This window comes from Amphibacillus sp. MSJ-3 (genome assembly GCF_018919165.1).
In the GTDB taxonomy this organism is placed as follows: Bacteria; Bacillota; Bacilli; order Bacillales; family Amphibacillaceae; genus Amphibacillus.
Map to the genome: position 1 here is coordinate 1 of NZ_JAHLQM010000023.1, position 26,521 is coordinate 26,521.

The 26,521-nt window shown below is 36.9% G+C and carries 16 protein-coding genes, 1 pseudogene and 1 riboswitch; of the genes and pseudogenes, 9 read left to right on the top strand and 8 right to left on the bottom strand.

Going from position 1 to position 26,521, the window contains the following annotated elements; all coding sequences use genetic code 11:
* Positions 1 to 247: 247 nt before the first annotated feature.
* Together KQI76_RS08050 and KQI76_RS08055 are read right to left on the bottom strand one after the other, a co-directional pair.
* Entirely contained in the window at positions 248 to 1,186 is a 939-nt protein-coding gene (locus KQI76_RS08050) for a glycoside hydrolase family 43 protein (protein ID WP_216399817.1), read from the bottom strand.
* A gap of 398 nt (positions 1,187 to 1,584) precedes the next feature.
* Entirely contained in the window at positions 1,585 to 4,362 is a 2,778-nt protein-coding gene (locus KQI76_RS08055; protein ID WP_216399818.1) for a glycoside hydrolase family 3 protein, read from the bottom strand.
* A 349-nt stretch (positions 4,363 to 4,711) separates the two neighbouring features.
* Between KQI76_RS08055 and KQI76_RS08060 the strand changes: the two genes are divergently transcribed.
* Positions 4,712 to 5,518, top strand: a complete 807-nt coding sequence (locus KQI76_RS08060; protein WP_216399819.1) for an AAC(3) family N-acetyltransferase — start codon at positions 4,712 to 4,714, stop codon at positions 5,516 to 5,518.
* Positions 5,519 to 5,652: 134 nt separating this feature from the next.
* On the opposite strand, the gene KQI76_RS08065 is transcribed toward KQI76_RS08060, so the two are convergent.
* The 4 genes from KQI76_RS08065 to KQI76_RS08080 all read right to left on the bottom strand — a co-directional run bounded on the left by KQI76_RS08065 (position 5,653) and on the right by KQI76_RS08080 (position 10,969).
* A complete protein-coding gene (locus KQI76_RS08065; protein ID WP_216399820.1) occupies positions 5,653 to 7,251 on the bottom strand; it encodes a xylulokinase in 1,599 nt (532 codons plus the stop codon).
* Between the two features lie 566 nt (positions 7,252 to 7,817).
* Positions 7,818 to 10,277, bottom strand: coding sequence for a heavy metal translocating P-type ATPase (locus KQI76_RS08070; RefSeq protein ID WP_216399821.1), 2,460 nt, complete (start codon positions 10,275 to 10,277; stop codon positions 7,818 to 7,820).
* Positions 10,278 to 10,296: 19 nt separating this feature from the next.
* Positions 10,297 to 10,512 carry a copper chaperone CopZ gene (gene copZ, locus KQI76_RS08075; protein ID WP_216399822.1) on the bottom strand — a complete coding sequence of 72 codons (216 nt, stop codon included), beginning with the start codon at positions 10,510 to 10,512 and terminating at the stop codon, positions 10,297 to 10,299.
* A 16-nt stretch (positions 10,513 to 10,528) separates the two neighbouring features.
* A complete protein-coding gene (locus KQI76_RS08080) occupies positions 10,529 to 10,969 on the bottom strand; it encodes a CopY/TcrY family copper transport repressor (protein ID WP_216399823.1) in 441 nt (146 codons plus the stop codon).
* Positions 10,970 to 11,443: 474 nt separating this feature from the next.
* On the opposite strand from KQI76_RS08080, the gene KQI76_RS08085 reads away from it, so the two are divergent.
* The 5 genes and pseudogenes from KQI76_RS08085 to KQI76_RS12120 all read left to right on the top strand — a co-directional run.
* Positions 11,444 to 12,307, top strand: a complete 864-nt coding sequence (locus KQI76_RS08085) for a helix-turn-helix domain-containing protein (protein ID WP_371817669.1) — start codon at positions 11,444 to 11,446, stop codon at positions 12,305 to 12,307.
* A 44-nt stretch (positions 12,308 to 12,351) separates the two neighbouring features.
* On the top strand, positions 12,352 to 13,245 hold the full coding sequence (locus tag KQI76_RS08090) for an FAD:protein FMN transferase (protein ID WP_216399824.1): 894 nt from the start codon (positions 12,352 to 12,354) through the stop codon (positions 13,243 to 13,245).
* A gap of 24 nt (positions 13,246 to 13,269) precedes the next feature.
* The gene (locus tag KQI76_RS08095) at positions 13,270 to 13,878 is read left to right on the top strand and encodes an NADPH-dependent FMN reductase (RefSeq protein WP_216399825.1); all 609 of its coding nucleotides are present in this window, start codon (positions 13,270 to 13,272) and stop codon (positions 13,876 to 13,878) included.
* 18 nt (positions 13,879 to 13,896) lie between these two features.
* A complete protein-coding gene (locus KQI76_RS08100; RefSeq protein ID WP_216399826.1) occupies positions 13,897 to 15,090 on the top strand; it encodes an NAD(P)H-dependent oxidoreductase in 1,194 nt (397 codons plus the stop codon).
* 176 nt (positions 15,091 to 15,266) lie between these two features.
* Positions 15,267 to 15,432 (top strand): annotated as a pseudogene (locus tag KQI76_RS12120) (transposase); the annotation flags it as partial.
* A 356-nt stretch (positions 15,433 to 15,788) separates the two neighbouring features.
* On the opposite strand, the gene mgtE reads toward KQI76_RS12120, so the two are convergent.
* Positions 15,789 to 17,150, bottom strand: a complete 1,362-nt coding sequence (mgtE, locus tag KQI76_RS08110) for a magnesium transporter (RefSeq protein ID WP_216399827.1) — start codon at positions 17,148 to 17,150, stop codon at positions 15,789 to 15,791.
* A gap of 346 nt (positions 17,151 to 17,496) precedes the next feature.
* A riboswitch (M-box (ykoK) riboswitch) is annotated at positions 17,497 to 17,663 on the bottom strand.
* Between the two features lie 183 nt (positions 17,664 to 17,846).
* Here mgtE and KQI76_RS08115 point away from each other — a divergent pair.
* Together KQI76_RS08115 and KQI76_RS08120 are read left to right on the top strand one after the other, a co-directional pair.
* The gene (locus KQI76_RS08115) at positions 17,847 to 18,731 is read left to right on the top strand and encodes a fructose bisphosphate aldolase (protein ID WP_216399828.1); all 885 of its coding nucleotides are present in this window, start codon (positions 17,847 to 17,849) and stop codon (positions 18,729 to 18,731) included.
* A gap of 583 nt (positions 18,732 to 19,314) precedes the next feature.
* Positions 19,315 to 20,427: a site-2 protease family protein gene (locus KQI76_RS08120; protein ID WP_216399829.1), complete on the top strand. Its 1,113-nt coding sequence runs from the start codon at positions 19,315 to 19,317 to the stop codon at positions 20,425 to 20,427.
* A 207-nt stretch (positions 20,428 to 20,634) separates the two neighbouring features.
* On the opposite strand, the gene KQI76_RS08125 is transcribed toward KQI76_RS08120, so the two are convergent.
* Positions 20,635 to 21,780, bottom strand: coding sequence for an iron-containing alcohol dehydrogenase (locus KQI76_RS08125; protein ID WP_216399830.1), 1,146 nt, complete (start codon positions 21,778 to 21,780; stop codon positions 20,635 to 20,637).
* 800 nt (positions 21,781 to 22,580) lie between these two features.
* Here KQI76_RS08125 and KQI76_RS11960 point away from each other — a divergent pair.
* The gene (locus KQI76_RS11960) at positions 22,581 to 26,405 is read left to right on the top strand and encodes a S8 family serine peptidase (RefSeq protein WP_216399831.1); all 3,825 of its coding nucleotides are present in this window, start codon (positions 22,581 to 22,583) and stop codon (positions 26,403 to 26,405) included.
* The last annotated feature ends 116 nt before the right edge of the window (positions 26,406 to 26,521 follow it).

The window sequence follows — 26,521 nt, forward strand, 5'->3', positions numbered from 1 at the left end:
TCCATGAGAAGACCTCTTTTCAAATGTTAGTCGCGAAACTTACATTTATATTAGAGTGTCTTCTCTTTTTTTGTCTAGTATTTTGATTTAAGTATCATTGAGAAACATTATACACATACGTCTTAGCAGATTGATTATAACTTTAAAACCAGCAATGCTAATTCTATGAACATTTATGGTCATTTTTTATAGGACAAATTTAATCTATAACAAGGGAAAATAGAGCAAGCATTTGGTTTTGCTTGCTCTATTGATCAAAATCATATTGCTTAATTCGGTTATATTCTTCTTCTGTAATCGTTAATACTGTACCATGTTTAAAACCATAAGGAAAGCTAAACTCAGCATCAGAACGCTTAAATTGACCTGAAGAGAGTCTGTCTGCAATAAAAGGAACATAACCTTGTCCCTTACCCTGCACACCAAAAAAGTCTAGGAAAAGTGTCCATTTACCATCTTGCATTTTGAAAGCAGTTGGTGCTTCGTAAACTGCCCCATCGAGCTTATTCATCTCTTCATCGAAAGCATAAATACGTTCAAACGGTCCTGTAATCACATCGCTTTTTAACATGATCACACCTAATGGATTATGTTCACTTTTTACAAATAGATAATATTGACCATCTTCTTCGTACATTGCTGAATCAATCACACCACTATCTTCTTTACGATAAAGCAGTTTAGGTTCAGTAAATGTTTCAAAGTCCTTCGTTCTCGAATAATAAATCGCCATCGGTCCAAAATGATTACTTCGGTGTGGTGAAGACCAATGTAATAAATAATCATCCATATCCTTATCATAGATTATGTCCGGCGCCCAATGACAACCAAAATCATCCCCGCCTAATCGGATCATCTTTTGTTCTGACCAGTTAACCAAATCTTCCGATTCCCACATAACAAGACAATGACTACCTTCCCGGGCTACCTTTGCCCAAGAGTTCTGATAGCGATCACGCAGTTGATAAGCTAAAGATAAATCTGTTGCAAAAATATAGAATTTACCGTTTTCTGCTCGGATAATTGTAAAGTCACGAACTCCCTTTTCTCCTTTATAACTCCAAAGAATTGGATTTCCCTGATTAACCATTTCCCACCGGTAGCCATCTTTACTCAAACCAAAATATACTTGTTCTCCATCCGGCGTTGGTTTTTCTTTAAAATGAACAAATAAATAATGTTGCATTATTCCGCTCCTTTTTTAAGCTATAATTTATCGCAGTGTAACTGTCAGTATGACTCCCTCATCAGGAATCTTATGGAAACTAAAAATTGTAAGCGGGGGATCAACTATCAGTATCGGCCCAATTGGTTCAGGGGCCTTTAGCTCGTACCCTTGTGGTAGAACAAATATTTTCGATGGGACGAGTAACCGCAAATCACTTCGATGGGACGAGTAACCGCAGTCCCAGTCCCAGTCCCTGTCTCTGTCTCTGTCCCAGTCAGTGGGGGATATAGCCCCCACTGATTGAAGTTTCACTTTATAATTATACCAATTATGAGAGCGTTACACTACTTTTTTTATCCTAATTATCAAAAAGACTATTGAGCAAATGTGACCGCTCAATAGTCTTTAGTTTTAAGTTAATTTACCTTAGTAAACTGAATGTGTTCAACTACCATTCCTGGTTTGGTAAAAGCTAAGCCTAATTCATATAAGCCTACTTCTAATTCAACCTTAGGAAGTTTTTGTGTAATTACTTTCCCTTCTGTTCCATTCGTTTGTGCTGTTGCTACGACCTGATTATTGATCATAATATTACATGCTGTTTGAGCTAAATCTGCTCCCGGCGAAGACAAGTCAATAAACATCCGATATTCCCCTGGATCATCTACTTTAAAGAGAATCAGATCATTTGCTATTGGCTTCACTACACCACTAGCATGTATGCTTTGAACCTCATCTGTTTGTTCCCTCACTATAGGTATTATTTTTCCAAAGGAGTCATTAAAGGTTTGTTTCCGATTAAATGCGGGCACATGGGTTAAAAACTGAAAAATATTGATAGCTGAACGTTGTAATTCACCTCGTGTTAATTGCCCCTCTTCTAACGCAGCTAAGGTGTGATCCCGACTTGAATTTACCTCTGCGCCATAATTATTTACCACCATGTACAAGTCATTTTGAGCCCGAATCATATGATGTGTATTCCGACAATTAGGTTCGCCTGCATGAATCGGATCGTTCATTTGCGCCCACCAATCTGTCATTACAATCCCTTCAAAGCCCCATTCTCCACGTAAAATCGTCGTATTAAGATCGTAGTTCGAGGCTGACCAATGTCCATTAATAGGGTTATAAGCAGTCATAATACTTCTTGCACCACCCTCTTTAACAATCATTTCGAAACCTTTTAAATAGTTTTGTCTTAGTGCGCGTTCTGAAACAATTGCATTTACTTTATTACGCGATTGTTCTTGATTGTTACAGGCAAAATGCTTGGGCGTTGCATGTGCTCCTCCTTTTATAATCCCCCGTGATGTAGCCACGGCAAAAACACCCGTCAAAAATGGATCTTCAGAAAAGTATTCAAAGTTCCGACCATTAAGTGGATGGCGTCTTAAATTTATACCCGGACCCAACAAAAGATCAATCTCATTACGAACTAATTCCTTTCCTTCGAGTTCATAGAGATCCTCGACTAACTTTTGATCCCAGCTTGCAGCAAGAAGTGTACCAATTGGAACTTGAGTTGCTTTTTCACCACTATCCATTCGGATACCTGAAGGACCATCAGCTGTACACGCAACAGGGACACCATAACTTAGCAATCGATCACTTACGCCACCAAATGCTGAGGCAGTACCTGAAGTTACAAGCGGACTACTCATCCCCTCGCCACGAACAATCGTTGCTAATTCATGATCAGAAAGTTGAGCGACAAAAGTTTCAATTGAAATTTCCTGAGTTACGACATCCTTAAGCCGATAGCCCTTATCACCTGTTTGCTCAATTGCTTTAGGCATACGGGATTCGATTCGTTCTTTTAAATCTACCTTACGAACCGGGACGTCTACATATGTCATTTCATAACGCCCATCTAGCATTCTCTTTCCAGGCTTCAGTCGCTTAAATGCTTCAACTGGTGCCAACGCTTCCTCAAGCTGCTCAACTAATCGGACTTGATTAACAACATAACCCTCTTGACCATCAACCTCTATTTGTACTGTTTGTCTAACACTCGATCCCAGGTGAAATAAATATGTGCCAACCTCTAATACATAAGCAGAACGATAACCTGTTACTCCACTATCATCATAAGATGCAAGTCCACTGATCGGACAACGAAGTGTAACAGTTTCTTGTTCACCCGGCTTTAATAAACTTGTTTTAGCAAAGGCAACAAGTGATCGTGTCGGTTGACCTAACTTTCCTTGCGGCGCTTCGACATATAGTTGAACAACTTCTTTTCCGGAAAAAGACGCACCTGTATTTTCCACCGCAACATCAACTTCTAAATACTCAATTTCATCCACTACAATACAATGGGCAGAGGTACATTTTTGTTCAAAGGTAGTATAAGATAAGCCAAATCCAAATGGAAACTGTACCTTTTCTGGAGCAAAGGTTTCAAAATAACGATAACCAACATAAATATCCTCTGCGTAAATATTTTTATCATCATTACCATAATGAGCAGAGGATGGATAGTCATCAATTGAATAGGCAATTGTATCAGTCAACTTACCACTCGGCGTCACATCTCCAACCAATAAATCAGCGGCGGCGCGCCCTCCTTCCATTCCACCATGCCATGTATATAGCAATGCTTGAATATCATATTGTTCCAACCAGCTTGTATCAATAATATTTGATGTATTTAAAATAACAGCTACCTTATCAAAATGTTCTGTTACCCGTTCAATCATATCCCGCTCATCTTCAGTTAATAAATAACTTCCCGCTTCAGCTGCATTATCTTGGTCTTCCCCCGCTGTGCGTCCAATCACAATAAGTGCTTTATCAGACTTTGCTTTTGCTTCAATTATGATATCGTCAGATAATGGCATTTCCTCTTGATGCCAGGGTTCAGCTGCCCAACCTCCCCCACCATTATCAAATGGATTTTCAGCTATCCATTCCTGATACATTGTGGCTAAACTTTCATTTATCTGAATAGACTTTTTTTCTCGTAAACTATCAATTAAGTTTGTTGTATAACTAACATTAACACTTCCGCCCGATCCGGTCCCACTGCGATAATAATCCTTTTGGATCCGGCCAAAAACCGAGACGACTTCACCATGTTGAATCGGCAAAGTGCTTAAGTCATTTTTGAGTAACACAGCCCCATCAGCAGCAACTTGCCGGCTAAATTCAGCAAAACCCTCCAATGGTACACCTATTAACTCTTTACTCATTTTTAATCCCTCCAAACTAATTTACTTATTTAAACAAATAAACTTTAACATTCCTCATAATACTACACTACCAGAAAGCGGTTTCAAATAGTACCGATAAAAGAAGATTAAAAATCAAGTGAAATAGAGAGATTAGGCCTAATTTTAGCCATTTCTTAAATGAAAGGATTTGATAAAATGAAACTTTAATCAGTGGGAGTCTTACTGACAGTTACGCGGCGGTAAAACAATCCGGTTTAAGTAATCTAAATTCTATGTTATGGTTATCATTGATGCAAAGTCGACGAAAATTTTGCTTATAAAAATACAACTTCAAAGAATGATCATGAACAAACGGAGGATTAAAAAAATGTACACCAAAACAGACTTGAAAAATGATTTAAAAAAACTCGGTATTAATAAATTTGGTACTCTACTCATTCACTCATCATACAAGAGCATTGGAGATGTAGAAGGAGGACCAGATACCGTATTAGATAGTTTTTCAGAATATATGAAAGATGGTTTACTTGTCTTGCCTACGCATACTTGGGCTCATATTAATAAGGAAAATCCAAACTATTATGTTGATAAATCCGAAACAAACGTTGGTATTTTAACTGAAATGTTCCGTAAGCGAGAAGGTGTTATTCGTTCATGGCATCCAACTCACTCGGTTGGTGCGCTTGGCCGAGATGCAGAAAGCTTTACCACAGGTGACGAAAAATTCGACACACCTTGTGCGAGAGGATCCACTTGGGGGAAATTATTAGATCGTAAAGCTCAAATTATGCTTTTAGGTGTTACCTTAACCCGCAACACATTTATCCATGGAATCGAAGAGTGGGTTGATATTCCTGGTAGAGTTAGTGATGAACCCGAACAATTATATACTATTTTGCAAGATGGAACTAAGATTTCCGTCCCTTCACGAAGACACTGTGGTTTAAGTTGGTCAGAGCATTTTTGGAAAGTTGACGATTATTTATTAGAACTTGGTGCTATGCATATCGGTAAGTTCGGTGATGCTGAAGCAAGAATTTGTGATACGGTTAAACTGACAGAAGTCATCACAACAATGCTCGAAGTTGATCCTGATTTATTTTCCGATAATGAACCTTTAACAGAAGAATTTTCAAATCAATTTGAAGCCCTATGGAGTGAAAAAGTCAAATAAGGGAGAGTTCCACTCATTGGTAGGATTCTCATCCCCCACTAAAGCGAGCACACATACAGTCAGTGAAACTGGGATAAAGAAAAACGATAGTGGCTTTGTTATTTTCCACTATCGTTTTTTTTCAATCAAACCGATTATTTTAGATGTTCTACCGCTGCTCTTTCAATTGCCAAACCAGCCTTATAACGTTCCATAAATAATTCAAAGCCCTTTACATCCTCTGCATCAGGAGTAACTTTAGTTATATCTTGATTCGCAAAAACTTCTTCATTTAAATAATCTTCTAATGTTTGAGTGGATCCTCGGTTCAACATATAGGAGGCAAGGATGGCGACACCCCAAGCACCACCTTCTCCTGCTGTATCCATTACAGCAACTGGTGTGTCAAGGGCAGCAGCCATGATTCTTTGACCAACACCTTCTGTTTTAAATAATCCACCATGTCCAAGGATTTCATCTAATTGAACAGCTTCCTCTTTAAGTAAAATATCCATTCCAATCTTCATTGCACCAAGTGCGGAGAATAAATGAGTGCGCATAAAGTTAGGTAAATTAAAATGACTATTTGACGAACGAACAAATAGTGGACGTCCTTCTTCAAACCCAGTAATATGCTCTCCTGAAAGGTAACCATATGACAATAGTCCGCCTGTATCTTTATCCCCTGATAGTGCTAAATTATACAAGGTGCTATATACCGTATTCATGTCTAGATCCATTCCAAGAGCTTTTGAATATTCGGCAAACAAACCGACCCATTCATTGAGATCAGATGTACAGTTATTTGAGTGCGACATTGCCACTAAACTACCAGTAGGTGTTGTTACAAGATCAATTTCCGTATGAACTTTTTCCAATTCTTTTTCTAAAACAACCATCGCAAATACTGACGTACCTGCAGATACATTACCTGTTCTCTCTTTAACACTATTTGTTGCAACCATTCCAGTACCTGCATCACCTTCTGGCGGACAAACGGGCACTCCAGCCTCTAGTACGCCAGTTGGATCTAGTAGCTTAGCTCCTTCTGCCGTTAAATTACCACCATTCTCTCCAGCTACTAATACATCCGCTAATAAATCCTCGAGTTTCCATGGTAGTTGATATGACTCAATTAAATGATTGAATTGCTCAATCTTCGTTTGATTAAATTGTTTTGTTTCTATATCAATTGGAAAGACGCCTGATGCCTCCCCTACACCTAAAACCTTTTGCCCCGTCAACTTCCAATGTACATACCCGGCTAAAGTGGTTAAGTGTGCAATATCTGCGACATGTTTTTCTTCATTTAAGATGGCTTGATAAAGATGGGCAATCGTCCATCTTTGCGGAATGTTATAGTTAAATATGCTCGTAAGTTCCTGAGATGCCTTCTCAGTAATATTGTTTCGCCATGTACGAAAAGGTACTAACAATTGATCATGCTTATCAAAAGCCATATAGCCATGCATCATTGCACTAAAACCAAGTGCGCCAATTTTCTTCACTGGAATATCATATTGTTCCTTAACTTCTTGAGCCATTTTTCGATAACTATCCTGTAAGCCCTTCCAAATATCGTCTAAACTGTATGTCCATATATTGTCCACATAGCTATTTTGCCAATCATGGCTACCAATTGCAATCGGTTGGTTATTTTCACCGATCAAAACAGCTTTTATTCGTGTTGAACCAAGTTCAATTCCTAATGCAGTTCTTCCTGCTTCAATGGATTGTTTAATCTGATCACTCATTTACTTTCCTCCCTAAAATAAATCCATATCATTTACTTTTTTATTCATACGGACAAGTTAACTTAATGCTATTGATTAACTTGTGAACTAGTAATTAAATCATAACATTAAATCGCTTTAAGTCCAAGCTAATTCTTTAAAATTGTTGAAAGGGATAGTATAAAATCTGCATAATCACATCATATGTTCAGACTAAGTCTAATATCAAAATAGGTTCGTACCACTTCATTCATCTATAGTAAATCGATAGTTAGCGAGGGTGTATATCCCCATTATATATTTTAAAAGCATTTATCCTTTACCAATTAAAAAAGGAATAATCCAAACCCTTGATTAAGACCTGCTTGGATTATTCCTATCAAAAAAGTGGAGCTTCTTCCTATAAGGCTTTCTTCATTTCCATAACACTTAGCATTCTTTACTCTTTGGATATCCTTTAACACAAAGGGATCGACAATGGAAGATCACATAACAAGATCAATCCTTTATTTTCAAAAAGCCACTTTCTTCTTATTATATCTATTCGATTAGCTTTATTGACTTCTACCATCATCTCTTGTCTAAGATTAGTCACGTGATGGGTTAAATCGTTTAAGTCTTAAAGCATTAGCTAGCACTGATACAGAACTCAAACTCATCGCTGCTCCCGCTATCATTGGGCTTAATAAAGGGCCACCGAAGATATGAAATACCCCCATCGCAAACGGAATACCTAAAACATTATAAGCAAATGCCCAAAATAAGTTTTCCTTAATATTACGGATCGTCGCCCTACTTAACTGGATTGCACTTGAAACATCTAATAAATCACTTCTCATCAGAACAATATCTGCTGATTCAATTGCAACATCTGTCCCTGAACCAATTGCAATTCCAATATCCGCTTGGGCAAGAGCAGGCGCATCATTGATCCCATCGCCAACCATAGCAACTTTTCGGCCTTCATCTTGAATTTTCTTCACTTCATTTGCTTTATCTTCAGGCAAGACTTCACTCATCACACGATCAATCCCAACCTGTTTAGCAATGGCCTCCGCAGTTCGGCTATTATCACCTGTAATCATACCAACCTCAATTCCCATTTTGTGCAATCGTTCAATTGCCTTTGCACTGTTCTCTTTTACTGTATCCGCAACTGCAATGATTCCCGCCATTCCTTCATCAATCGCAATATACATTGGTGTTTTACCTTCATTGGCGAGACGATCTGATTCTGCTGCTAAATCCCCTAGTGATATTTTGCGATCATCCATTAACTTTCGATTTCCAGCTAGTAACTTTTTATCATTAACGCTGACTTCGATACCATGCCCTGGAATTGCCTCAAAACTTTGAATATCAATTAAATCTAACCCTTTTGCTTCAGCTTCTCTTACTATTGCTTCACCTAATGGGTGCTCGGAGCCTTTTTCAGCAGAAGCCGCTAAGCGTAACAATTCCTGATCGGTTGTGGTTTCATTTGTGATGATATCTGTCACAACAGGTTTACCTTCTGTAATTGTTCCTGTCTTATCAAATACGATCATCTCTACTTTATGGGTCGTTTCAAGTGCTTCTCCACCTTTAATTAACACACCATGTTCAGCACCCTTACCTGTACCAACCATAATCGCTGTAGGTGTCGCTAGGCCAAGCGCACAAGGACAAGCAATGACGAGAACTGAAATCATTATTGTTAAAGCAAAGATACCTGTTTGCCCCGAGAAATACCATGCCAAACCTGAGACTAATGCTAATCCAATAACAATCGGAACAAAATAACCAGAAATAACATCGGCCATTTTAGCAATAGGTGCTTTGGAACCTTGAGCATCTTCAACTAATTGAATGATTTGTGCTAGGGCTGTATCCTTACCAACTTTTGTCGCTTGATATCGAACAGTCCCATTTTTATTAAAGCTCCCACCAACTAAAGAATCACCAATATTCTTTTCAACTGGAATACTTTCACCTGTCAACATGGATTCATCAACAGATGTTCTTCCTTCTGTAATGACCCCATCAACTGGAATCTTTTCGCCTGGTTTCACAATCATTTGATCACCAACAACAACCTCGTCAATCGCCAACTTCAATTCTTGACCATCGCGAATAACAGTTGCCGTTTTTGGAGCTAAATCCATTAACTTCTCTATTGCCTCAGAGGTTTTCCCTTTTGAACGTGTTTCTAAATATTTACCTAAGGTAATTAATGTTAAAATTACCGCTGCCGATTCATAATATAACTCATGTGAATAACTTGGGTCACCAGCCCAAACGTGGAAAGTAGCGACAAGACTGTATAAAACAGCAGCACTTGTACCCAATGCAATCAATGAATCCATATTTGGATGCCCCTTAAATAGAGCTTTATAACCACCTGTATAGTAGCTCCAACCCAAGGCAATAACAGGTGCAGTTAAAATCAATTGTAGTGTTGCAAAATAAATGGCATTTGCATCTGGGTCAATAATTAAAGGAAGAGGAAGACCTACCATTGGCCCCATCGAGATATAAAGTAATGGGATGGCAAAAACAGCTGACAACCAAAAACGGCGCCAAATTGAATCCATTTGTTCTGTTTTTTTATTTTTCACTTCATCATATGAATTCAATGAACCTTCAATATCTTCCTTTGCCTGGTAACCAGCATCCGCTATTGCACTTGTTACATCCGTCATTGAAACCTTAGTCGGATCATATTCTATCATCAATTTCTCTGTTGCTAGGTTAACTTGGGATTTCAACACACCATCAAGTTTAGCTGATGTTTTTTCAACGGTTTGAGCACAAGAAGCACATGTCATTCCCGATATCGAGAGAGTTTTCTTTTCCGTCTTTGGTACAGCTTTATAACCCGCATCACTGACAGCATTTTGGATATCTTGAACCGAAAGCACCGATTCATCATAATTAATATTCAATTTTTCTGTTGCTAAATTGACTTGAGCGGATTCTACACCCGATAACTTGTTTGTTGCCTTTTCGACGGTTTGAGCACAAGAGGCACATGTCATTCCTTCAATATCAAATGTTTTTTTCTGCATGACTATTACGCCCTTTCTTTTATTGAATCAACTCAGCTTGATAGCCGGCTTCATTAACAGCTTCTATTAGCCGATCAACTTGTTGAATATTCTCGTCATACTTAACTTGAGCGACTCCTTTATTTAAATTAACCTTTGCTTTTGCGACTCCTTCAACTTCCGTTAAGGCTGTTTCCACTCGATTAGCACAATGATTACAATTCATTCCTGACACATTCAATTTAACTTTTTCCATTTATATTCTCCTCACTTTAATTTGTTATCTGACAATGACATTGACCAGGGATACAATTACACGGGACCTGTTCAACAGCTCCATTACGTTTATTTTTAAGAATTGTTTCTAAATTCTCGATATCATCAAAACTCAACATCATCTGGTTTAACAGGTAAGCGATCATCTCACCTTTTTTTCGATTACAAACATTAGCAAACAGTTCGTTAAGCATACTTTTAATAAAATCGGCTTCATTTACATCGGTTGAATAAAGATATTTATTCCCTATTTTCTCCGTATTTAGGATTTGCTTTTTTACTAATCTACTTATAAAGGTTTTCGTTGTCGCAGGTTTCCAAGCTTTTTTCTGTTGTAAAACCTCAATGATTTCTTTACTTGTCACATGCTCTTTCGCCCAAACAACCCGCATAACCTCCCATTCAGATTCCGTAATTTTCATATCGTCCTCAATCATTTTTTCACCTCTCTTCGATTACATTTGTAATCTTAGGTTAATTACAGTTTACAACCGTAAACGATATCTGTCAAGATAAAACTGTTATTTTTTTGAGATTTCCATTTATTTTTTTGTCAGAGCAGACTTTTGCCAACGATTAACTGAATATAAGCTCGTTATTCCAACGATACAAGGGGGTGACCTAAAGGCCCTTGAACCAATCGGGCCATCAGTTGACCTTCCACTTACAATGCTTACTTTCCTTCGAATGCTTTAAGTGGGGGCTTACTGACAGTTGCACTGCGATAAAGGTTAGAGCTACTTGGTAAGATTAACCCACAAAACAAGATTTTCACTTCAGTTGACTCAATCAATTATATATTTTTTTATATAAAATTATATATAAATGATTGACGATATTATATATAAGGAATATAATTAAAGTTGTAATAAATATGTGAAATTAAACACAAAGTCGAAAGGAGTGATGTGGTGAATATTGAACGTTTTATCAATACGAGAAAAGCAAATGGACTCTCGCAAAACGAATTAGCAGAAGGAATTTGTACACAAACTACTTTGAGTCGTTTTGAAAATAATGGCCAAGTTCCAAATTTGAAAATACTTATCAAACTCTGCAATCGGCTAAATCTACCCTTAGGCGAGCTATTTCCAAAGGTTGGTGTTAGGCACACTGAAGTGATTGAGAAAATGAATAAAGCAGAATTCTTCTTAATTACCAGTGAGTTTGAACAAGCTAAAAACCTATTAGATACAATAGCCATTAATGAAATAGAAGATTTAAACCTAATTTTGCGCTACCATTACCTAAATGGATTTGTGATGATTTTTCAAAATAAAGCTGTTATCGACATCCTTTTTATATTCGACCAAATTTTGTTAGAAGATGCTAGTGAAGATTTAGAAATCTTCCGTTTACTTGCCTACACTGGAATCGGGATGGTGTATTCAAGAGAAAGGAACCGTGATAAAGCTGAGTTTTACTTTAATAAAGTCCAAGAAAAAATTTATACCTACCCGACGCAAGAAATTGAAGATACTTGGCGGGTTTTAAATATTGTTTTTCAATGTGGGGTTTTTTATGCAGAGATTGGGGAGTTAGACATTAGCAATGCCTTGTTGGATTATGCTGTTTCTATTTGTTCAGATAATCACGTAACCTACTACCTTGCTAGAGCAGCTCTGCAACGGGCGAAAAATGCTATTGTTCAAAATGATTCTAAAGAAGCAATCTTAGAAAGAATTTATGATGCAAGAGCATATTCCAAAATTAACCGCAATACTGTTGCCTTGAAGGAATTAGCAGACATGGAAAGGGATATTTTAAGTCGTTAAAGGAGTTGAGTCTGATAGAACAAATAAAGAGAAGGATACATCTAATGGGAACTGTAATTGACCTACTGATTGAACACGATAATCCCGATCCAATTTTGGTAGAAGTCATTAATCGCCTGGAAGTTTATGAACGTCGATTCAGTGCAAATAACTCAGATTCCGAACTAATGGCCATTAATCACCAGGCAGGTATTCGTTCTGTCATCGTCCATCCTAACCTATACGACTTAATAAAAATCGGTAAACAACATAGTTGTGCATTAGATAGTCATTTAAATATCGCCATTGGCCCTTTGGTACAAAGCTGGCGCATTGGTTTTAGCGATGCTAAGGTTCCTTCAGCTGAGGAGATTGAAAAACGGTTACGACTGACTAATCCTCAAAATATTATTTTGAATGATGCAGAACAATCCGTTTTTTTAACAGAAAGGAATATGCTGATTGACCTAGGTTCCCTAGCAAAGGGTTATATAGCTGACTTAATCATTGATTATTTAAAAACGGTTGGTGTAACAACTGCACTTATTAATTTGGGTGGCAATATTGTTGGTCTAGGTCCTGTAGGGCATGGCGAGAAGAGACAGTGGCAAATTGGTATTCAAAATCCGGTCTTAGCTCGCAATGAATATATCACAACTTTAGGTATTTCCAATCAATCAGTTGTAACATCGGGTGTCTATGAAAGAAGCCTTGAAGTAGCCGGACAAACTTATCACCATATTTTAGATCCTAAAACGGGTTACCCAACTGATACAGATGTTGCAAGTTTGACAATTCGATCGGATCGGTCAATCGATGGTGAGATTTGGACAACGCGTTTATACGGAAAGTCATCCCAAGATATACTAAGTACTCTAAACCAATTAGAGAATATAGAAGGTATCATTATCACCAAAAAAGGAGAAATCTTATTTTCAAATGGTATCAATCAAAAATAAATGTTTCGGAAGGAAGTAAAAGATATGCAAAAATTTATTGGTCTCGTAGGAACAAACTCAGATAATTCTACCAATCGTCAATTATTGATGTTTATCCAAAGCCATTTTTCAGATAAAGTTGATATTGAATTAGTTGAAATAAAAGGAATACCCGTTTTCAACAAACCTGAAAACAAGGAATTGCCCCAACAAGTAAAAGAGATAGCAGCTAAAATAGATGAAGCTGCTGGAGTAATTATTAGTACACCGGAGTATGACCATGCGGTTCCGGCATCTTTGATTAATGCATTGAACTGGTTATCATACGGTATTTTCCCCTTTGTTGATAAGCCAGTTATGATTACAGGTGCTTCATACGGTGTATTAGGATCATCCAGAGCGCAAATGCACTTACGGCAAATTCTAGATTCTCCAGAATTAAAAGCACGCATCATGCCAAGTTCTGAATTTTTATTAAGTCACTCATTAGAAGCCTTTGATGAATCGGGTCAATTGAAGGATAAAGAACAGATTGAAAAACTAGAAAGTTTATTTGAAGATTTCTTAACTTTCGTGGAATTAACGAACCATTTAAATCAAGCACATGAAATTAATAAAAGAGAAGCAGAAAACTTTTCATGGGAAGAAATTTAATAAGAGGAGAATATCATTATGAAATTAGTTGGAATCGTTGGATCAAGTGCAGAGGTATCATATAACCGTACACTATTAAAGTATATAAAAAAACAATTTAAATCTATGTTTGATTTAGAAATATTGGAAATCAAGGAAGTCCCAATGTTTAATCAAAGTGACGACCAAACAAACAGTGAGGTCATCCAAAACATTCACAGAAAAATTTTGGAATCAGATGGTGTGATTATCGCAACACCAGAACACAACCATACTATTCCTGCTGGTCTAAAAAGCTTACTTGAATGGTTGTCTTTCAAAATTCATTCACTTGAAGATAAACCTGTTATGATTGTTGGTGCATCATACTATGACCAAGGTTCTTCCCGCGCCCAACTACACCTACGACAAATTCTAGATGCGCCAGGTGTAAATGCAATGGTCATGCCAGGGAACGAATTTCTATTAGGTAAAGTAAAAGAAGCCTTTGATGAAAATGAAGATTTAAAAGATCAAAGAACCATTGACTTCTTAGAAAGTACACTAGAAAAGTTTATTAAATTTGTTAAGCTTGTTTCTGTAATAGAAGAACCAAAAGAAACAGTTGCAAAACCAGAGGATCTATACGCAACTGGAAAAGTAGATACAACGATTGAAGGCGTTGATATGGCTGCAGATGATTGGGTAGAACAAGCTGCAAAAGCAGTGAATGCAGTAGAAGGAAATACTTATGTTAAATTGGATCGTGGAATCTTAACGGTTGACCAATTGAACTATTTCCTAGCTTCAATGCCAATGGAATTAACTTATGCTGATCACAACAACCAATTCTTATACTATAATTATACAAAAGAAGCAGATGAAATGTTAGCATCACGTACACCTGGCCAGGCAGGTAACCCACTAGCAAATTGTCACCCAGAAAGCAAGTTTAATAGCGTATCTTGGGTCATCCAACAATTACGTTCTGGGGCGACTGATGCCGTTCGAGTGCATGTTCCAACACATGGTCCCGATAAATATGTCGTTCATAATTATCAAGCAATGCATGATAAAGAAGGGAACTACAAAGGGATTAACGAGTATATCCTAGACTTTAAGCCAATCATCGACTGGTATTTAAAGCAAACAGGTCAAAAACTGGTTGGCGACGTGGATGCCGTTTCAGGAGCATCTCAAAATGACAGCCATGGCGGAGTAGATGCTGTATCAAGCGCAAGTGTTAAAGGATAATATATGAAAAAGGAATTCGGTTGCTACTGGATTCCTTTTTCTTATGATCATCATTTAAATAGAATCATCACCTCTTAAATGTTTTTGGGGTAACACTCCGTGATTTACACTCTGGGTGGACGCTTTGTTAAATGTATAATTAATTGAATATTTCGATTGAAAGCTGGTTACAATAAAAAACTGGTGAAATCTACGGGAAACGTAAAATAGATGTAGAAGCAGGGTTCGGCTTCTTGAAGGCCAATTTGTGCTTCTCGTGTTTTTCCGTGCAAGGCAAAGAGAAAGTAAAAAATGAATTGGGATTTGCGTTGTTGGCGGTGAAGCTGAGGAAGTTTATCGGTAGAAGCAACAATCCAATAATAGAAGAAAGAAAAGATCCAACAAAAAATGGTTTCAAGCAAATTTTAATGCTTGAAACCATTTTTTTGGTTAGTTATGCCCCAGCCTCTTTTTTTACGTGTCTGATATGAGCATAAACCGCCGAGTGAAAGTGCCATAATAAAAATAGGTAAGCGATCAATAACCAAGTAGATAATAAAAAATCAACACTCAGATAAACTATTCTTGTAAGGTAGAAATTAAATTGTTGGGTGTTTTATTTAATCAACTTTTAATCTTGAATGATTCACAGCCTTATCATAAAGTGAAACTTCACTCAGTGCGCGGAGCCTACATGTCCTGATTAACTACACATTTTCTTATAAAAGATCCATTAATGCAGTCGCAATTGAGAAATAAATAACTAAACCCAAAATATCATTAAGTGTTGTAATAAATGGCCCTGATGCAATAGCTGGATCAAACTTTAATTTGTTAATGATTAATGGAACGATGAAACCTACAACTGTTGATACGGTTAGTGTGCAAAGAATTGAAATTCCAACAATCACCGCTAATATCCAATTACCATAAATAATAGAGATTAGGATGGTGACTGCCACCATACAGATTAAGCCGAGAATAAAACCGGCGCTGAGCTCCCGTTTAATCATGCGCCAAAAACCTTCGCGCTTAATATTTCCTAAAGCAAGACCGCGAACAGCTACTGTTAATGATTGTGTCCCAACATTACCTGCTGAATCCATAATCATTGGTATAAAAACGGACAGCAGAACGACAGTCTCTAATGTCTCTTCAAAATACCCAATCACTCCTGCTGTAAGCAATCCTAAAAACATAAGTGCAATAATCCATGGTGCTCGTTTCTTTGCCGTATCATATCCACTCAACTCTAAATCCGTTGTCCCTTTTGTTGCAGATAAATCTTCAAAATCTTCTGTTGTTTCTTCTTCTAATATATCCATAATATCATCGACAGTTACAATTCCAAGCAAACGGTTTTGCCTTGAAACAACGGGGACAGCTAGAAAGTCATATTTTTTAATGGTTTTCCCAACATCCTCTTGATCCATATCTTCAGTTACAGAAACAACATTTGTACTCATAATGTTTTCAATCATTTCCTCCGGTGAAGCAACGATCAAATCACGTAATGAAACAACACCAACTAACTTTCTTGCTGAGTCAATCACATAAAGATAATAAATAATTTCTGCATTCGGTGCTTCTAACCTAAGCTTTTCAAGGACATTTGCTACTTTTTCTGTTGATGAAATCCATATTAATTCTTTAGTCATAATCGATCCCGCTGTTTCTTCAGCATATAAGCGCAGACTTCTCACTTGATCTGCTTTATCGATATCCATTTTGAGCAAAATAGTTTCTGCTCTCTCTGGATTTATCTCAGCTAGAAAATTAACGACATCATCTGTAAACATATGATTGAACATCATTGACGAGTATTTTTCGTCAAGTTCTAAGAAAAAAAGCTTTTGCTCCTTAATATCTAACCCCGAGAAAATTTCCGCAAACTCACTTGGGCTCAAGTAGCCATATACCTTAATACGTATTTCCTGACTTAATGAAATAAAAATATCTAATTGATCCGATGGGTGTAAGGCTAAAAAAGATTGGCGAAACTTCTTCATATCCTCTTTGTGTAAAGTATCTAAAATCGTATTTGTATATTGTTCTCTTTTTTGTTTATTTAATCTTTCCATCTTGATTCCTCCAGGGAGTTCAGAATGTCATTCAAAAAGAACGATTGGGATGAACTCTAATAATTTTTTCTTCATTATCAACAAACAATAATAAGAATCTGAATCTTGCTTACTTTCCATATCCAACCCACATCCTTTCCATTTCGGAGTCATCATTTACCCCATAAGCATAAAAAACACCTTCTACGAAAGAAGGTGTTTTGAAATAAGCCTATTTAAAGAGGTATGCTTTAGAAAAAAGACATTCACACATCTATTATTGAATGAATTTATTTTCTCTTTATTTGAATCTGAAAACTCTATTGCTTTCTGAAATCCAAAAAAAGGCGCCTCAAAAAAGCTGACAAATATCCTCCAATCGTAGAGCTTTAGCACTGTGAGGCATAGGATAATGATCCAGCTACATTAAAAACAACCTTATTTCGATTGTTCCTGTTGACCCATTGGCGTCTTTGGACATTTTTGGGCAGCAGCGTCTCTCCATCACAGGAGCCTTACCTAACGAAGGGTTTAATGACTACCACTCAGACTACAGTAATCACCTATATAAGTCAAGAAATCGCCTTTATCTGCTTTAATCACCGAAATTTTTACTTTCAAAGTTGATAATCTTATTTAAATCGTTTTTCTTGAACATAACTTTAATTTATTCGATAATAATACTATAGTAAATAAATTATTAAGAGGAGTGTTGGAATGACTCAAGATCAATTAAAAATCATGCGTTCAAAAGATGGATTTATAGCTGCTTTAGATCAAAGTGGTGGTAGTACTCCAACAGCTTTAGCCGCTTACGGAATCTCTGAAGATGAGTATGATTCCGAGAAAGAAATGTTCAACTTAGTCCAAGAAATGAGAGCACGAATTATTACTTCACCGTCATTTACATCTGACAAGATTATTGGCGCAATCTTATTCGAACAAACGATGGATCGGAAAATTGATAATGTATTTACTGGTGATTATTTAACTGAAAAAGGTATTGTCCCATTCCTCAAGGTAGACAAAGGATTAGCTAACGAGGAAAATGGTGTTCAATTAATGAAACCTATCGACAATTTAGCTGAAACATTAGAACGAGCAAAAGAGCGGAATATTTTTGGTACTAAAATGCGCTCAAATATCCTATCATTTAACGAAAAGGGAATTGCTGAAGTTGTCGAACAACAGTTTGACTATGCTAAACAAATTATTGCTGCTGGCCTAGTCCCTATTGTTGAGCCCGAAGTGAACATTAAGGCCAAGGATAAAGAACAATCGGAGACCTTCTTAAGAGATGAACTATTAAAACAACTTAACAAATTAGATAGTGATCAAAATGTTATGCTGAAATTGTCGATACCAACTGTCGATAATTTTTACCAACCTTTAATAGATCATCCACGCGTTGTTCGTGTCGTTGCTTTATCAGGGGGTTACTCTGTAGAAGATGCTAATGAAAAATTGAGTAACAATCACGGATTGATCGCTAGTTTCTCAAGAGCATTATCACAAAATCTAAGATTTCAACAATCCGATGAAGAATTTGATCAAACATTAAAAGAAGCGGTTGATTCTATTTATAAAGCATCAATCACTTGAAAATAATGATTACCACAAAAAAAGATGAGATCCTCATTATAAAAGTTTTGGATTTTGTCGCAGTGTAACTGTCAGTAAGACTCCCACTTCAAGCTTTCGTAGGAAAATAAGAATTGTAGTGGGAGATCAACTGACAGTAACGGCCCGATTGGTTCAACTAATAATCAGTGGGGATAGGGGAAGGCAGACTAAACTCTCCAATTCCTGTGGTAAGGTCTGCATGACCTAGGTCCTGTATGCCCAAGCTCCCCACTGATTAAAGTTTCACTTTATAATGATATAGACAAACTTGAAAGAATACCGTATAATACGGTATCTGGACCCACCACGCCTCTTCACAATGCGAACCAGGGTGGGTCATTTTATAGTTTCAAGATAATCAGTATGCTTAGAGTTATTAATTTGGACAATTAAATTTCGTTTAATCATGTACATATGATCAAGTAAATCAACATCATCATGTCTATATTTTATTGAAATCTACCTAGTCTGTTACATACTACCTATTGTACGGTTTGTCTAAGTTAGACAAACAAAAACGAAATGAACAACATATTTGATTATAGTTTAGGAGACCAGCAAAATGAAGAAGAAAAAATTATTAAGTATTTTAATGATTGCGCTTTGTGTCATTATTGGATTTTCCATTGGCATTTTTCTCGCAATATACGATGTTTCCATTGATTTTACCTTAACAGATATTGTTATATTATATTTACTTCTCATGCTCTCCCTTTTTTGTGTCATTAATATTCATGAATTGGGCCACTACCTTTTTGGGAAACTCCTTGGTTATCAATTACTGATGTACCGAATTGGATTTCTTTCCTTTACATATGAAAATGGCAAAATGAAGTTTGAACTAATTAAAAATAAAGGTTATAGTGGGCTATGTGCAATGGTTCCACCTAAAGGTTCCGACTTCCGTGATAAAAAGCATATTCTATATTATGGTGGTGGGATCATCTTTAATATTTTATCTGGGCTACTTATTCTATTCGCCTTACCTTTTGCCACTAACTTATATACGAAAAGCTTTATTTATCTTTTTAGCTTGTCTAGTCTTTTACTTGGCTTAATTAATTTGATCCCTTTTAAAACAGCAGGCAATCAATTGTCAGACGGGAAGATTATTTTTTCTATGATAAAAATAGAACAAACTGTGCCATCGATGCTAGCCACAATGAATCTCTACACACAACTTGCTGGTGGTATACGACCTAAAAAGCTAAATTTTAATCTAGACTATTTAACAGACACTAGCGATCCGTCCTTGCTGTTATTACAATATTATCAAGCATTAGACCGAGAAGATAATGATCAAATCGCTCAATTCGCTAATAAATTGATCCAGGGAATAGATGATTTTTCAACAATTATCTTACCCGGTATATACAACGAATTAATTACGGCTGGAGTATTATTAAACAAACCCGAGTGGGTCACTAAATACTATGCCTTAAATGAAAAAACATTGACCCGTGATCATGACTTAAACGGTGAACGTGTGAAGGCACATTATTATTGGTATCTTGGTGACTTTGACCAAGCAAAGAAGCACATCAAACAAGCTAAAGCGGTAGCAAATAAATTTCCAATTCGCGGACAAATTAGCATGGAACAATTACTCATTGCTAATTTAGAAAAAAGATTAGAACAAGTTGAAATCGAAATGAATGAATCACTTAATCATTAAGTGAAGTTGCTCATCATCATCTGATAGATGCTCTTTTAAACTAACTTCATTTTTCAAAAAACTCTAAGATGCAGGTGGAAATCTGTAAGGGCGATATAAACAATAACGTAATCAAATTAATTTTGCAATAAAACAAACAAAAAAGAGTTATTTACAAACATCCATTCAATGGCGTTAGTAAATAACTCTTTTATTCATCTTCTACAATTATAAAATCTCTTTAAACATCGCAATAACTTCTTCTTTAGTTGGGATAAATGGATTACCTGGTGCACAGGCATCTTTCATTGCATTCTCTGCTAACTTGTCAAGATCAACCTCTTCTACACCTAGCTCTGATAATTTAGCTGGAATCCCCACTTTGTTTGATAGATCTGTAATGGCTCTAATAACTTCATCAGCAGCCTCTTCTGCTGATTTACCTTCAACATCTAAACCGATTGCTTTTGCAATGGCTGGAAATTTCTTCGGATCGCGTTTGGCATTTTCCCGTTCAACGATTGGTAGAAGCATTGCATTACAGACTCCGTGTGGCAGATCATAAACCCCACCCAATTGGTGGGCCATCGCATGTACGTAACCTAACCCAGCATTATTGAATGCAACACCAGCTAAGAACATCACGTAAGTCATTTGTTCACGTGCTTCAATATCCTGGCCATCTTCTACTGCCCGTGGTAAATATTTAAAGATCTTTTCGACTGCTGCAAGTGCAGTTGCATCAGTAATTCCATATGCGCCCGGTGTAACAATTGCCTCTATTGCATGGGTTAATGCATCCATTCCTGTAGCAGCTGTTAAATCTTTCGGTTTATCTAGCATTAATTCAGGATCATTTACAGAGATCGTTACTAAACTATTCTTATCAACCATGACCATTTTAACTTCTCGTTCCTCATCTGTAATCACATAATTGATTGTATATTCAGCTGATGTCCCTGCAGTTGTATTGACAGCAACTGTCGGAATTGACTTCTTATTCGTTTGATTAACACCTTCAAATTCACGAACATCTCCACCATTAGTTACAACAAGCCCAATACCTTTAGCTGCATCCTGTGGTGAACCCCCACCAATTGAGACAATGAAATCACAATTTTCTTTTTTAAAGACATCGACACCATCATGAACATTCTTCGTGGTCGGGTTTGGTTTTACTTGATCAAAAATAACAAAATCAACTTTCGCTTGTGTTAATTGATCAGTTACTTTAGCAACAATCCCACAATCATTGAGGTATCGATCCGTTACAACAAGAGCCTTTTTAAATCCTAAATCTTCAATAAATGGAGTTAATTCTTGTAAACAACCTCTACCTACTAAGTTCGTACTTGGTACATATAGTACAGCCATTTTACTTCCTCCCCTTTATGCTCATTATTTCACAAGAGATATTTTATAAAAAAACCTGTACAAGATGACAGATTTTCAAACTAACTTCTAACTATAATTATAGATTATTTATTATAAAAAGTAAGGTCCTTACTTGTAGTAAACATGTCCTTAGTTGCCAAATTTATTATGTTAGCACAGATTAATTACCTGTAAGATTTTCAACAAAGGAGATCCTGAAATGATAGCTGGAAGATTAATAGTCTGTGGGAAGTCAATTCAGGGGGCAACCCCAACACTGAGTGAGGGTTTACTCTATAAACCTATCCTTGATATGGATCAGGTAAACAAATATTCATTTGACAAAAAAGAGTGATTTTTGTCGGGGATATAATCCATTCGAACTATTGTTTTCATAAATTTCCAATCGTAAACTAATAGTTATAATCGATTTATGTTAAAAAACCACACTCAAACAAACTATCTTAGCACCTAGACTATCTAACAAAGTATTTTGGATAGTCTTTTTTTATCGCAGTGCAACTGTCAGTAAGGGCCCGATTGGTTCAAAGGCCTTTAGGCCCTGCCCTTGTGGAAGTAACAAATGTTTTCGATGGGACGAGTAACCGCAAATGTCTCCGATGGGGCGAGTAACCGCAGCCCCAGTCCCAGTCGCAATCCCAGTCCTAGTTCCAATCTCAATCAGTGGGGATAGGGGAACCCACCACATCTTGTGATAAGGTCTGCATGGTCTAGATCCTGTAGGCCCAAACCCCACTGATTAAGTCTTACTTTATTATTATTTAAGGGGTGGAAGAAAAATGAACTTTAAAAGGTTTCAGAAAAAATGCTTACTTGGATTTATTTTATTCCTTTACTTTTCACCAATATTGGACTCATTCTATCATGTTCACGCAGCAAGTGCTGAAGAAAAGCAACTCGAACTACCTGAGGAGATCGTCGAAAACCTGGATCCGGAGATTTCCGAAGAAACATTTGATCACAATCATCAAACTGACAAGATAAGAATTATTGTTGAATTAAAAGATTCCCCTGCTATTTCCCATGCGACTGAACAAGGCCTACTTTATAAGGAACTTAATGAACAGTTACAAGAGGAATTACAGGACGAATTATTAAGTGCCCAAGAAACCGTTATAAATAAACTTTCGGCTAAAGGAATTGACTTTGATGTGGAGCATCAGTTTACTACCGTATTCAATGGTTTTAGTACTGAAATAACGGATAAAGAATATGACTTAATTCGTAATATTAAGGGTGTCAAAGCCGTTCATATCGTTAATGAATATCAACTTCCTCAAGAGCAAAAGCCAGATATGAACTACAGCATTGATCTGATCAAGGCTGCTGAGACCTGGGAGGATTATGGATTAACGGGTGAAGGAATGATCATTGGCATTATTGATACAGGTATCGATCCCTCACATTCAGACATGAATTTAACCGTAACTCATGAACAGCAATTAACAGAACAAACGATTGAACAATTAAAGATTGACCATGAATTAGCTGGTATTTATTTTACTGAAAAGATCCCATATGGCTATAATTATATGGATAAAAACACAGTCATTGTTGAACAAGGACCTGAAATAACTAATCACGGCATGCATGTTGCGGGTACAGCAGGGGCAAATGGGAAAATTAAAGGAGTTGCTAAAGAGGCTCAATTGTTAGCTTTAAGAGTCTTTAGTGATGACCCACTCTACTCCTCAACTTATGGTGATATTTATGTAAAGGCAATTGATGACGCCATCTTACTCGGAGCAGATGTCATCAATCTAAGTTTAGGATCTGTTGCCGGATTTGTCAGACCAAATGCTCCAGAACAAGAAGCGATTAAACGTGCAGTTGATAATGGGATAATCGCTACCGTTTCTGCTGGAAACTCCAGTTATTTTTCAGAAGAATTAAATACAAATTACCCACTCGCTACGAATCCTGATATTGGCCTAGTCGGTTCTCCAAGTGTTGCGGGTGATTCAATTGGTATTTCCTCAATTGAGAATACTTTTATTGAAAGAGAAGCCTTTCATTGGTCAACTAAAGAAAAGGATGGAAAAGTGGCCTTTGTCCCCTCAAATGACTACCATAAATCATTGAAAGAGCCAAAAGAGATCATTTATATCGAGCACGATAATGATTTAGATTTATTGATGGATAGATTGGCAGAATTAGATATCGAGGACAAGTTTATTTTATTACAGCGTGGCTTAAGCTTCATCGATACAGCACTAGCTATTCAGAATGCTGGTGGTGCTGGAATGATTGTTTACAATCACTCTTCAGGTTATACAACGATGGCCACAGACAAAAGTATAACCATTCCAAAATTATTTATTTCAAAGGCAGATGGTGAACACTTAATTCATCTACTGGAAACTGATCAAAACGCTTGGATTGAATTTAGGGAGGATACTGTCGTGACAGCAAATCCCGAGGCAGGCCAGATGTCTTCATTTTCTTCATGGGGGTTAACACCCAATTTAGATTTTAAACCAGAGCTTACCGCACCTGGTGGAAATATACTATCAACGCTCCAAGGAAATGACTATGGACTAAAAAGTGGAACATCCATGGCTGCCCCTCATGTAGCTGGTGGTTCTGCGCTTATTTTGGAACAAATCGATCAACACTTTCATTTATCGGGCCATGATCGGGCGCTCTTCGCTAAAAACATCTTATTAAATACATCAAAAATTGTTATGGATAAGCATTTATATAATGATCACTATCAATTAGAAAATCCTGCTTCACCACGTCAACAAGGAGCAGGTATCATGGATATTCATGCAGCTTTAGAAACCCCTGTTGTTGTCACTGATGTAAGCTCTGGTGAGGCTAAAGTTAGTTTACAGGAAGTTGGCCAAACCTTTTCATTTACCTTACAAGCAGAAAACTTTAGTGACCAAGAGGTTACTTATCAGCTTGATGGTAATGTACAAACAGATCTTATCGTTTCCGGAAGAAACTTAATTGAAGCACAAGGTATTTTTAAAGCAGGGTCAACTTCTTCAGATGCACCATGGTTGGGTGAATATCCAATTTCTTTTTCCAGTCATGAAATAACGATACCTGCTGGTGGCCGTACAGAGTTTACCGTAACAGTTGATCTAACGGATGCGGTCGATTGGTTTTACGAACAGGATCTTAATGAGTCTTTCCCTAATGGGACATTTATCGAAGGTTTTGTCACGCTAACAAATGAAGCATTACCATCTCTATCTGTTCCTTATGTCGGTTTTTATGGAGATTGGGATCAGGCACCGATCATTGACCTGGAACGATATAGGGTAGGGTCCTTCTTACCCCACACTGGAATGGTCACACCAGCTGGTCGCTATTTAACACCTATCTTTGAGTTAGAAGACTTTACTGATCAAGATTACGTGTTGGCTTTTTCACCAAATAATGACGATATTAATGATCAAATCACACCAGTTGTTACTTTTTTAAGAAATGCTGAAACTGTTCAATACAATATTCTTGATCAGCAAGGGAATAAGTTAAAAACAGTTAAGCGCGAAAACAATATCCGAAAGACCTTTGCTAGTCCTGGCTATTCTTATCTACTCGACCGCACCTGGGACGGAACTGTAAATCAAAAACTTGTTAATGATGGTCTATATTTTTATGAAATTCGAGCTAAAATTGACTTTGACTCAGCCAATTGGCAAAGTGTTCAATTTCCTATTTTAGTAGATACAGAAGCACCTGTCATCAAAGCCACTTATCAAGTTAAACAAGGCACAATTGATTGGGAGATCACTGATAAGGGTGCGGGGATTAGTCAGATTCAAATCATAGCAAATGAAGAGATAATAGAAACAATTGACCCGACAGCTAATCATTTTAAGCAAAAAGGGACTCTATCTGTCTCTAAACTTGACGAAGGAACAACTGTTGAATTTAAAGTAACAGATCGAGCGGGAAATCAGGCAAGCGAACTTATCGAGGAGATTAATGTAAAAAAAGTTCCACACCTTTATGTAACAACACCAACAGTTTTAAGTATTCATCCTACAAGGGATATTGACATAAAAGGCTATATTGAATCTGATTATGGTGTTAATAGTTTCAAAGTGAATGAGCAAGATATCTCCATTGCATACAATGAAAATAAAAATCATTATGAATTTGATACTTCCCTTACATTTGATTCAGATGGCGCACCTGATCTATTCTTTTATGTAAGTGATCGTAGAGGAAACGACCTGTCCTTTAAACGACAAATTATTATCGATACAACACCACCTTCATTATCAATCGAGGCACCAAACACTGTTGATATGGATGAAACAGAAGTAACCATTAAGGTATCCGTAGCTGACAACTTTAATGCATTAAAACTTTTCGTCAATGATAGTCATGAATATGAACAACCTTTACAGGCACCTTATGAAGAATCTAATTTTACTGATACCTTTGACCTAACCGTAAAATTAGATAAAGAAGAGACAAGATTACATTTTGAACTTATCGATGTTGCAGGAAATAAAACAGAAGAAACCCTTACAATTAATCGTGAGAATCATCCTGAGGACGATGACCTTCATTCTTCCCTTGGACTCATCATAAAGAAACTAATCACTAATTTGTTAAAACTTTTTCGTAAATGGGGGTAAGGAGTAATCGAATGAATCTCAACTTAGTAAAAGGACTCTCCACTAAATGTTAGCTGAAAGAATTGGGCCTTTAATAGCCATTCCCCAGTTATCACAAGGTAACTGTCAGTAAGACT

Excerpts from the sequence above, each read along its gene's own strand:
- copZ (WP_216399822.1), bottom strand. The coding sequence starts at position 10,512 with ATGGAAAAAGTTAAATTGAATGTGTCAGGAATGAATTGTAATCATTGT.
- KQI76_RS08050 (WP_216399817.1), bottom strand. The coding sequence starts at position 1,186 with ATGCAACATTATTTATTTGTTCATTTTAAAGAAAAACCAACGCCGGAT.
- KQI76_RS11960 (WP_216399831.1), top strand. The coding sequence starts at position 22,581 with ATGAACTTTAAAAGGTTTCAGAAAAAATGCTTACTTGGATTTATTTTA.
- KQI76_RS08095 (WP_216399825.1), top strand. The coding sequence starts at position 13,270 with ATGCAAAAATTTATTGGTCTCGTAGGAACAAACTCAGATAATTCTACC.
- KQI76_RS08115 (WP_216399828.1), top strand. The coding sequence starts at position 17,847 with ATGACTCAAGATCAATTAAAAATCATGCGTTCAAAAGATGGATTTATA.
- KQI76_RS08060 (WP_216399819.1), top strand. The coding sequence starts at position 4,712 with ATGTACACCAAAACAGACTTGAAAAATGATTTAAAAAAACTCGGTATT.
- KQI76_RS08125 (WP_216399830.1), bottom strand. The coding sequence starts at position 21,780 with ATGGCTGTACTATATGTACCAAGTACGAACTTAGTAGGTAGAGGTTGT.
- mgtE (WP_216399827.1), bottom strand. The coding sequence starts at position 17,150 with ATGGAAAGATTAAATAAACAAAAAAGAGAACAATATACAAATACGATT.
- KQI76_RS08080 (WP_216399823.1), bottom strand. The coding sequence starts at position 10,969 with ATGATTGAGGACGATATGAAAATTACGGAATCTGAATGGGAGGTTATG.
- KQI76_RS08065 (WP_216399820.1), bottom strand. The coding sequence starts at position 7,251 with ATGAGTGATCAGATTAAACAATCCATTGAAGCAGGAAGAACTGCATTA.
- KQI76_RS08090 (WP_216399824.1), top strand. The coding sequence starts at position 12,352 with ATGGGAACTGTAATTGACCTACTGATTGAACACGATAATCCCGATCCA.
- KQI76_RS08070 (WP_216399821.1), bottom strand. The coding sequence starts at position 10,277 with ATGCAGAAAAAAACATTTGATATTGAAGGAATGACATGTGCCTCTTGT.
- KQI76_RS08100 (WP_216399826.1), top strand. The coding sequence starts at position 13,897 with ATGAAATTAGTTGGAATCGTTGGATCAAGTGCAGAGGTATCATATAAC.
- KQI76_RS08120 (WP_216399829.1), top strand. The coding sequence starts at position 19,315 with ATGAAGAAGAAAAAATTATTAAGTATTTTAATGATTGCGCTTTGTGTC.
- KQI76_RS08055 (WP_216399818.1), bottom strand. The coding sequence starts at position 4,362 with ATGAGTAAAGAGTTAATAGGTGTACCATTGGAGGGTTTTGCTGAATTT.